The organism is Mycobacterium sp. 1423905.2, assembly GCF_001673155.1.
Classification (GTDB): domain Bacteria; phylum Actinomycetota; class Actinomycetes; order Mycobacteriales; family Mycobacteriaceae; genus Mycobacterium.
In genome coordinates, this window is record NZ_LZLE01000027.1 from 18,214 (window position 1) to 27,100 (window position 8,887).

The following is an 8,887-nucleotide window of genomic DNA, read 5'->3' on the forward strand; positions in this document are numbered from 1 at the left end:
AGTATGCGGGTTAACTGGACCCGATAGCTAGCGACCGCGAAGAAATAATTTCGAGTTCATCAACTCGTCGGTGCGGCGAATCCATTCGCGGCGGCCGCAATCGTGGCAAGGTATTGCCGGTGAACCCCAAGCCCCCCACCGCGGTCATCGAGTCGGCACATACCGCTCACTCGCTACCGCTGCATGACACAAGGGATTTCGACGATGCCGACCGCGGATTCATCGCCGCGCTGTCGCCGTGCGTGATCAAAGCGGCTGACGGTCGCGTCGTGTGGGACAACGATGTGTATTCGTTCCTGAACGGCCCCGCGCCTACCTCGGTGCATCCCAGCCTGTGGCGGCAATCGACGCTGACTGCCAAACAAGGCCTCTACGAGGTGGTGCCGGGCATTTATCAAGTCCGTGGCTTCGACATCTCCAACATCAGTTTCATCGAAGGCGAGACCGGCATCATCGTCATCGACCCGTTGGTGTCGACCGAGGTGGCGGCGGCCGCACTGGCGCTGTATCGCACCCATCGGGGCGGTGAACGTCCGGTGGTCGCGGTCATCTATACCCACAGCCACGTCGATCACTTCGGAGGCGTGCTGGGTGTGACCACGCAAGCCGACGTGGACGCCGGAAGGGTCGCCGTGTTGGCGCCGGAGGGCTTCACCGCGCACGCCGTACAGGAGAACGTCTACGCCGGCCCGGCGATGCTGCGTCGCGCGACCTACATGTACGGCTCACTGCTACCGCGCGGACCGCAGGAGCAGGTGGGTTGCGGGCTTGGCCAAATCCCGTCGTCGGGAGAAGTCGGCATCATCGTGCCGACCGTCGACATCCGCAGCACGGGCGAGATCCACACCATTGACGGCGTCGACATCGAATTCCAGATGGCACCGGGCACCGAGGCGCCCGCCGAAATGCACTTCTACTTTCCGCAATTCCGGGCGCTGTGCATGGCCGAGAATGCCACGCATAACCTGCATAACCTGCTGACGTTGCGTGGCGCGCTGGTGCGTGACCCGCGCGCGTGGTCGGGTTATCTCACCGAGGCAATCGATACCTTCGCCGACCGTGCCGAGGTTGTGTTCGCGTCGCATCACTGGCCTACCTGGGGTCAGCAGCGCATCGTCGAATTCCTCTCGCTGCAGCGAGACCTATACGCCTACTTGCATGACCAGACGCTACGCCTGCTCAACCAAGGCCACACCGGTGTCGAGATCGCCGAGATGTTCCGGCTCCCACCGGCTTTGGAGCAAGCCTGGCACGCTCGCGGCTATTACGGATCGGTCAGCCACAACGTGAAAGCGGTTTACCAGCGCTACATGGGTTGGTTCGACGGCAACCCTGGCCGGTTGTGGCCGCATCCCCCCGAGGCGCTGGCCCCACGGTATGTGGCAGCCATGGGCGGCATCGACCGGGTGGTCGAACTGGCGCAGGCGGCCTTCGACTCCGGTGATTTCCGTTGGGCCGCAACCCTGCTGGATCACGCGATCTTCACCGACGCCGACCACGCCGGCGCCCGCGAGTTGTACGCGGACACCTTGGAGCAGCTCGGCTACGGGGCGGAGAACGCGACCTGGCGTAACTTTTTCATGGGTGGCGCCCGGGAATTGCGGGAGGGCAACTTCGGCACCGCCGGCCAGGTGAATTCGCCGACACTGCTGTCCCAGCTGACGCCGGAGCAGATCTTCGACGGGCTGGCCATTCGTATCAACGGACCCCGCAGCTGGGAACTGGACATCACCGTCGACGTGACGTTCGATGACCTGGACGCCAATTACCGATTGACGCTGCGCAACGGCGTGCTCGTGCACCGCAGCATCGCAGCGGACCCGCCGACCGCGACCGTAACGGTAAACCTGGCCAACAAGTTTCGCCTGCTGCTGGTGGTGATCGGGGACTTCGACTCACCGGGCCTGGAGGTAACGGGAGACCAAAGCGCACTGCAGTCGTTGCTCAGTGCGCTGGATCAGCCAGACCCGAACTTCAACATCGTCACGCCGTAGTCAGGCGACGTCGATGACCACCTTGCCCAGCACCTTGCGTTCGGCCACCAGCCGCAAGGCCGCGGCCGTCTCCGCCAACGGGAACCGCGCGCCGATGTGAGGCCGGACCTTTCCCTCGGCGAACATCGCCGCCAACTCCGCAACATCCCGCGCGGCATCGTCCGGGCAGTCGGTGTTGAAGGTGCGAATCTCCATGCCGCGCACGGTGATACATTTGAGCAGCACTAGGTTGAGTGGGATGGCCGGGATGGCGCCGGCGGCGTAACCGAGGGTGACGAACACTCCGCCCCGCGCCAACGCCCGCAGCGCCGGCTCGGAGTAAGCCCCACCGACCGGGTCCAGAACCACCCGGGCCCCGTCGGCGGTCAGTTCACGGATGCGGGTCTTGAGGTCCTCGCGCTCGTAATCCACGGTCGCCTGCGCGCCGCGCCGACGGCACAGGTCAAGTTTTTCCGGACTCGATGCCGCAGCCAGCACCCGCGCGCCCATCGTCACCGCCAAGTCGACGGCGGCCAGACCGACTCCGCCGGCTGCGCCCAGGACGACCACCCAATCTCCCTCGGTCACTTGGGCAACCGACCGCAGCGCGTGATACGCCGTGCGGTAAGTGACGCCGAACGCGGCCGCTGACGCGAAGTCGGCGTCGTCGGGGACCAGGGCGGCCGCCGCCGCATCCAGCAGTGCGCACTCGGCGAACCCCCCCATGGTGGTGCCGAACACCCGCTGGCCCGGGCGGTAGGGCGCGTCCGCTCCGGCGGCGATGACCTCCCCGGCGATCTCGTTGCCCGGAATGAAGGGCGGCGGAATGCGGATCTGGTACTTCCCGGCGATGAGCAACACATCGGGAAAGTTCACCGCCGCGGCGTGCACCCGAACCACCACCTGGCCGGGCCCGGCAACCGGATCGTCCACTTCGGAGAGCACCAGGCCTTCCGGCGGCCCGTAAGCACGGCAGACAACGGCACGCATCACCGCAGTCCCAAACCGCGCAGGCAGAAGCGCGTCACATGCTCGATGTCGGCCGGCGCGGGCCGGTCCGCGGACCCGAGATAGCGTCGCAACATCGCTGTGGTGCAACCGAACACGGCCTCGACGTCGCGATCGACGTTTGTGCTGCCCAGCGCCGTGATCGGCTCGACCAGCAGATCCCGCAGCGGCCGCATCATCTCCTGGTCGGCAGCATGCCAACTGGTGCTGTAGGACATCTGTCCGGCCGCCGCCCGGCTCATGCTGATCAAGTGTGGATCAGCCACCTGAGCCAGTGTGCCTTCGATCCAGCGCGCGATCTTGTCCTGGGCCCGTGGCTCTTTGGCCATCTGATGCTGAAGGTAGGAGACGACGATGCCTACCCCGCGCTCCATCACCGCCATGATCAGATCGTCCTTGCCGGCGAAGTAGCGGTAGAACGCCTTGTTGGACGATCCGGCCTCGGCGACGATGTCGCTCACCCGGGGCGGGTCCGGTGCGACTCGCTCCATTACCCGCACGGCGGCGGCCAGAATGCGTTCGACTTCCTCGGTCGCCTCACGCTGCCGCTCGTCGAGGGCACGCTCGACGGCCGCGATGACTCGGGTGTTCATGGTGCACCGGGAAGGGAGGGAACCGAAGCAACCAGGTCACCGTACTTGGCGCGGGCGGCCTCTTGGCGGACGCTCAATAATTCGCTCGGCAGTTCCGGGTCTTCGGCGTCGTAATGTTTCAGCAGCATCTTGGCAAGGTTCACCTTGTGCGCTTCGGTGGGCCCGTCGGCCAGACCCAGCGCCACCCCGCCGAGCAGCACGTTGACCAGCGGCAGCTGGTCCGTGGTGCCCAACGCGCCGTGCACCTGAATGGCGCGCAGCCCAATGGATTTGAGCACTTGGGAGGCCAGGATCTTGCACGCGGCGATTTCGGTGCGCGCGGCATGCTCACCGGCGGTGTCGATCAACCAGGCGGCGTGCAGCACCGCGAGGCGAAACGGCATGAGTTCGGTGTAGGAGTCGGCGATGAACTGCTGCACCAGTTGCTTGTCCGCCAGCGTGCTGCCTTGGGTGAAGCGGCTTTTCGCGCGGCGCGACATCATCTCCACCGCCCGGTGTGCCACTCCGATCGACCGCATGGCGTGGTGCAATCGCCCGCCGGCCAACCGGGCCTGCAGGATCAGGAAGCCTTGTCCGGGTTCACCCAGCAGCGCATCCGGCCCCACCCGCACCCCGTCGTAGCGCACCACGGAGTGGCCCGGCTCGTGCGGCAGGGCGCCCACCAGGTGATGGTTGGCTTCGACTGTCAGCCCCTTGCTGTCGGCCGGCACCAGGAACGTCGACGCGCCGTGGTGCACGGCGACATCGGGATTGGTGATCGCAACCACGATGAAGAACGAGGCGACAGAGGCGTTGGAGGAGAAGAACTTCCGCCCGGTGATCACCCAGCCGTCCCCGTCGCGCACGGCGCGGGTGGTGAACACTCGCGGGTCGGCGCCGCCTTGCGGTTCGGTCATCGAGAAGCAGGAGAAGATCTCGCCGGACAGCAGCCCCTGCAGATACCGGTCCTTCTGCTCTTGAGTGCCGAAGCGGGCCAGGATCTCGGCGTTGCCGGTGTCGGGCGCCTGGGTCCCGAAAACAATGGGCGCCCATGGGCTGCGGCCCAGAATCTCGTTGATCAGCGTCAGTTTGACCGCGCCGAATCCCTGGCCGCCGAGTTCGGGACCCAAATGCGGTGCCCACAAGCCCTGCTCGCGCACGCGCTGCTTGAGCGGGTCGACGATGCGGCGGCGTTCGTCGTTGAGCGGCAGGAATTCGCAGCCGGGGAAGACCACTTCGAGCGGTTCGACTTCTTCACGGACGAAATCGCGGATCCAGTCCAGCTTCTTCTCGAAGTCCGGTTCGGTGGTGAAGTCCCATGCCATCGCTTGCTCCTAGTCGTCAGGGAATGCCGCCGTCGGCGCGCACGATCGAGCCAGTGGTGAAACTCGACGCATCCGAAGCCAAAAACAATGCCGCTCCGACGATTTCGGGTGGGTTGCCGGGTCGCCGTAGGGCGAGGTGGCCGAACGGATTCTGCGTCGCCGCCTCGAGATTCCACGCCTTGCTCACATCGGTCAGAAACGGCCCGGCCATCAAGGTGTTCACCCGCACCGTCGGACCGAACGCCTTGGCCAATCCTTCGGTCATGGCGTTGAGCCCGGCCTTGGCCGCTGCGTACGGGACGATATCGGCGCTTGGCCGCAGCGATCCCGCCGAGCTGACGTTGATGATCGAGCCGCGGCCGGCGGCCACCATACGCTCACCCACCAACGCCGATAACCGGAACGGGCCCTTGAGATTCAGGTTGACCACCGCGTCGAACAGCTTCTCAGTGACGTCGGTGAGCTTGTCGTACAACGGGGACATGCCCGCATTGTTGATCAGTGTGTCGACCTTGCCGAAGCGTTGATAGGTCGCGTCGACCAGGCCGTCGAGCTGGTCCCAGCGGCCGACGTGCACCTGGTACGCCATGGCCGAGCGCCCGGTCTGCGCCTCGATCTGCTTGGCGGTGGCCTCGCAGTTGTCCAGATTGCGGCTCGCGATCACCACGTCGGCCCCGCAGCGGGCGGCGCCGAACGCCATTTCCCGCCCGAGTCCGCGGCTGCCACCGGTGATCAGGACGACCTGGCCGGTGAGGTCGAAAAGCCGGTCGGCATAGCCTGTTTCGGACGCCATCTCAGCGGCTCCTGGTGGGTAGCGAGCGGGCCAGTTCGGCCGCGGTGGCGATCAGCTGAAGAATCATCGGTCCGAAGGCTTCGGTGATCTTGGTGTCGACCTTTCCGGTGCGAACCCCGGCCGCATACGTCTTCTCCAGCACGATGCCGAGCTTCCAATTGGCCAGCACCAGGTAGTAGTCGATGTTCTCGGTAGACAGGCCGCTGACCGCCTCGTAGTGCGACAGCAGCTCGCTGCGGGTCGGCATGCCCCGCATATCCAAATAGAACCCGTCGGCCCGCGGCTCTTCACCGTCGTAGCCGAGCAGCGACCAGGCCAGGTCCAACAGCGGATCACCGACGGTCGTCATTTCCCAGTCCACGATCGCGGCCAATCGGGCCGGCTCGCCATGGGCGAACATGACATTGGCGAACTGATAGTCCCCGTGCATGATGCCCGGGGTGTAGCTCGTGGGCCGGTTTCGGCGCAGCCAGTCCGCCGCCTCTGGTAGCCCGGGCAGGTCGCGCACCCGGTAGGCGTCCAGGAAGCGCAGCCACCGATCAACCTGCCGCTCGTGGAAGCCGTCGGGCCGGCCGAATCCGTCGAGCCCCTGTGCGCGCCAATCGACCCGGCCCAGCTTCGCGGCACCTTCGACAAGTTGAAACGCCAAGCCGCGGCGGGCGGACAGGTCGGTGTCGAACGGCGCGCGCCACCCGCCGTCCATCGGGCTCCACCCGTCGATCGCCCGCATGACGTAGAACGGCATGCCCAAGACCGAGCCGGACTCGTCCGCGGCGATCAGTTCGGCGTGCGGGACGTCGGTGCCCTTGAGCGCTCGGACCAGCCGCATCTCTCGCAACAACCCGTCGACCCGGGCCGCGTCGGCCCGGGGCCCGGGCATGCGCAGCACCATCTTGTCGTCGCCGCGCCGAATCATGTAGAGCGTGTTCTGCGAACCGCCGCTCAACTGCTCCAACACCGGTCGCTCGCCCGCGCCCGGGGCGTCGTTGCGGTCCAGCCAACGGCCGAGAACCGTGGGATCTGGATCTGTCCTGCTCGCAGCCGTCATTGTCTGCACACCCCGCTCTCTCTGCGGAGAATATCATTCTCCGCACTGGGGCCGGAAGCGCGAAGCAACTGGCGTGCGAGGCTGGGCGCATGCAACTGCTTCTGGTTCGACACGCGTTGCCGCTGCGCAGTGACCATGGCCAGGGCGCGGATCCGGAATTGTCCGAGGAAGGGCTGGCCCAGATCGCGCGACTGCCCCAAGCGCTCGCCCGGTTCCCGATCTCCCGGGTGCTCAGCAGCCCGCAGCGTCGGGCCATCCAGACCGCCGAACCGGTCGCGGCCGCTCACCAACTGGACGTCGAGATCGACGACCGGCTTGCCGAATACGACCGGGACATGACGCACTACATTCCCGTCGAGCAGATCCGTGACGAGTTTCCCCAGGAGTGGGCCCGGATGGCCCAGGGGCACCTGCCCAGCGCCGTCGACGAAGACGCGTTCCGGGCGCGCGTGCAGGCGGCGATCGACGACCTGGTGTCTGCCGCCGACCCCGAGGACACCGTTGCCGCGTTCAGTCACGGCGGTGTCATCAACGTCATCCTGCATGAAATCTTGGGGACGGCGCGGCTGCTGTCCTTCCCGATCGATTACGCGTCGGTGACCCGATTGCTGTTCTCCCGCAGCGGGCAGGCGACCGTTGCGACGGTCAACTCGACCGAACACGTGTGGGACCTGCTGCCGCGGAATCGGCGATGGTAAACAAGTCTCGTGACATCAGCTAACCAACTCGACGGGCTCGACCTGCCTGCGCTGGACGGCTATCTGCGTTCGCTGGGCATCGAGCGCGACGGTGAGTTACGCGGCGAGTTCATCTCCGGCGGCCGCTCCAACCTCACCTTCCGCGTCTACGACGACGCGACGAGTTGGCTGGTGCGACGCCCGCCGCTGCATGGGTTGACGCCGTCGGCACACGACATGTCGCGCGAATACAAAGTGGTTGCCGCGTTGCAGGACACCCCGGTGCCGGTGGCGCGCACCATCGCGCTGTGCGAGGACGACTCTGTGCTGGGAGCGCCGTTTCAGATCGTCGAATTTGTTCCGGGCCAGGTGGTGCGGCGGCGGGCTCAGCTGGAATCGCTGAGCCGCACGGTCATCGACGGGTGCGTCAACGCGCTGATCCAGGTGCTCGTCGACCTGCACAGCATCGACCCGGAGTCCGTCGGGCTGGGCAACTTCGGCAAGCCCAGCGGTTATCTCGAGCGTCAGGTGCGGCGCTGGGGATCGCAGTGGGAATTGGTGCGGCTGCCCGACGATCACCGCGACGGCGACGTCGCCCGGTTGCATTCGGCGTTGCAGGAAGCCATCCCACAGCAGAGCCGAACCTCGATCGTGCACGGTGACTACCGCATCGACAACACCATCCTCGACGCGGACGATCCGACGCGGGTGCGCGCCGTGGTGGACTGGGAGTTGTCGACACTGGGCGATCCGCTCAGCGACGCCGCCCTGATGTGTGTGTACCGCGACCCGGCGCTGGACCTGATCGTCAATGCGCAAGCCGCCTGGACGTCGCCGCTGCTGCCTACGGCCGACGAACTGGCGGACCGCTACTCGCTGGTCTCCAAGCAGTCCCTCGGTCATTGGGAGTTCTACATGGCCCTGGCGTACTTCAAGCTCGCCATCATCGCCGCCGGGATCGACTTTCGCCGGCGGATGGCGCTGCTGGCCGCGGGCAAGGACGAGTCTGATGACGTGGCGCCCGAGGTGGTGGCGCCGCTGATCTCGCGTGGCCTGGCCGAGATCGCCAAGCCGGTCTTGTAGCGGCGGGCGCCTAGCGGGCTTGCGGACTAGCGGGCGACGAAGTTCTTTCTGGCGGCGTGGCGCAGCTGGACGATGCGTGCGGTGCCTGCGGCGACGGTGATCAGCCCGCCCACGACGGCCGCCAACAGGATGGCGACCCCCAGCGGCAGGGTCCAATGCCAGCCCAAGAACTGGAATTGGGCGGACGCCGTGTTCTGGGCGATGAAGATCAACAACAGAATCAGGATCAGGAAGCCGGCGATCAGCGCCGACCAGAGTGCACCGGTCCGGGTGAACTTGGAGGTTGGGTCCTTAACCGTGGCGCGTGAGGCGGGCGTCGCGGGCTTGGGCGGTGGTGGGGGCGGGGTGCTGCTGATCACCGATGTCGACGCCCTGCTGCCGGCCGACCCGGAGCCGGTCGCGGAGCCG

General features: G+C 66.3%; 9 protein-coding genes. 3 read left to right on the forward strand and 6 right to left on the reverse strand.

Annotated elements, in window-relative coordinates; genetic code table 11:
- Positions 1-113 precede the first annotated feature (113 nt).
- Complete coding sequence (locus A9W95_RS02035; RefSeq protein ID WP_082982847.1) at positions 114-1,994, forward strand: alkyl/aryl-sulfatase; 1,881 nt, start codon at positions 114-116, stop codon at positions 1,992-1,994.
- Here the strand turns inward: A9W95_RS02035 and A9W95_RS02040 are convergent, their stop codons facing one another.
- From A9W95_RS02040 to A9W95_RS02060, 5 genes are read right to left on the reverse strand one after another with little or no spacing between them, the layout of a single operon-like run.
- On the reverse strand, positions 1,995-2,963 hold the full coding sequence (locus A9W95_RS02040; protein ID WP_067408982.1) for an NADPH:quinone oxidoreductase family protein: 969 nt from the start codon (positions 2,961-2,963) through the stop codon (positions 1,995-1,997). It lies immediately after the preceding gene.
- The gene (locus A9W95_RS02045) at positions 2,963-3,574 is read right to left on the reverse strand and encodes a TetR/AcrR family transcriptional regulator (RefSeq protein ID WP_067408983.1); all 612 of its coding nucleotides are present in this window, start codon (positions 3,572-3,574) and stop codon (positions 2,963-2,965) included. Before A9W95_RS02045 ends, A9W95_RS02040 begins: the two co-directional genes overlap by 1 nt.
- A complete protein-coding gene (locus A9W95_RS02050; RefSeq protein ID WP_067408984.1) occupies positions 3,571-4,878 on the reverse strand; it encodes an acyl-CoA dehydrogenase family protein in 1,308 nt (435 codons plus the stop codon). The genes A9W95_RS02045 and A9W95_RS02050 overlap by 4 nt, the downstream gene beginning before the upstream one ends.
- A gap of 16 nt (positions 4,879-4,894) precedes the next feature.
- Positions 4,895-5,671: an SDR family NAD(P)-dependent oxidoreductase gene (locus tag A9W95_RS02055; protein WP_067408985.1), complete on the reverse strand. Its 777-nt coding sequence runs from the start codon at positions 5,669-5,671 to the stop codon at positions 4,895-4,897.
- Position 5,672: 1 nt separating this feature from the next.
- Positions 5,673-6,719 (reverse strand): phosphotransferase family protein, encoded by a 1,047-nt coding sequence (locus A9W95_RS02060; protein WP_067408986.1) that lies wholly within the window; start codon positions 6,717-6,719, stop codon positions 5,673-5,675.
- 89 nt (positions 6,720-6,808) lie between these two features.
- On the opposite strand from A9W95_RS02060, the gene A9W95_RS02065 reads away from it, so the two are divergent.
- Positions 6,809-7,417, forward strand: coding sequence for a histidine phosphatase family protein (locus A9W95_RS02065; protein WP_067408987.1), 609 nt, complete (start codon positions 6,809-6,811; stop codon positions 7,415-7,417).
- 9 nt (positions 7,418-7,426) lie between these two features.
- Positions 7,427-8,479 carry a phosphotransferase family protein gene (locus A9W95_RS02070; RefSeq protein WP_067408988.1) on the forward strand — a complete coding sequence of 351 codons (1,053 nt, stop codon included), beginning with the start codon at positions 7,427-7,429 and terminating at the stop codon, positions 8,477-8,479.
- Positions 8,480-8,505: 26 nt separating this feature from the next.
- Here the strand turns inward: A9W95_RS02070 and A9W95_RS02075 are convergent, their stop codons facing one another.
- Positions 8,506-8,838: a lipopolysaccharide assembly LapA domain-containing protein gene (locus A9W95_RS02075; protein WP_067408989.1), complete on the reverse strand. Its 333-nt coding sequence runs from the start codon at positions 8,836-8,838 to the stop codon at positions 8,506-8,508.
- Positions 8,839-8,887 lie beyond the last annotated feature (49 nt).

Bases quoted from the DNA above. Each gene is read 5' to 3' on its own strand.
- A9W95_RS02040 (WP_067408982.1), bottom strand. From the start codon at position 2,963: ATGCGTGCCGTTGTCTGCCGTGCTTACGGGCCGCCGGAAGGCCTGGTG.
- A9W95_RS02045 (WP_067408983.1), bottom strand. From the start codon at position 3,574: ATGAACACCCGAGTCATCGCGGCCGTCGAGCGTGCCCTCGACGAGCGG.
- A9W95_RS02050 (WP_067408984.1), bottom strand. From the start codon at position 4,878: ATGGCATGGGACTTCACCACCGAACCGGACTTCGAGAAGAAGCTGGAC.
- A9W95_RS02055 (WP_067408985.1), bottom strand. From the start codon at position 5,671: ATGGCGTCCGAAACAGGCTATGCCGACCGGCTTTTCGACCTCACCGGC.
- A9W95_RS02060 (WP_067408986.1), bottom strand. From the start codon at position 6,719: ATGACGGCTGCGAGCAGGACAGATCCAGATCCCACGGTTCTCGGCCGT.
- A9W95_RS02065 (WP_067408987.1), top strand. From the start codon at position 6,809: ATGCAACTGCTTCTGGTTCGACACGCGTTGCCGCTGCGCAGTGACCAT.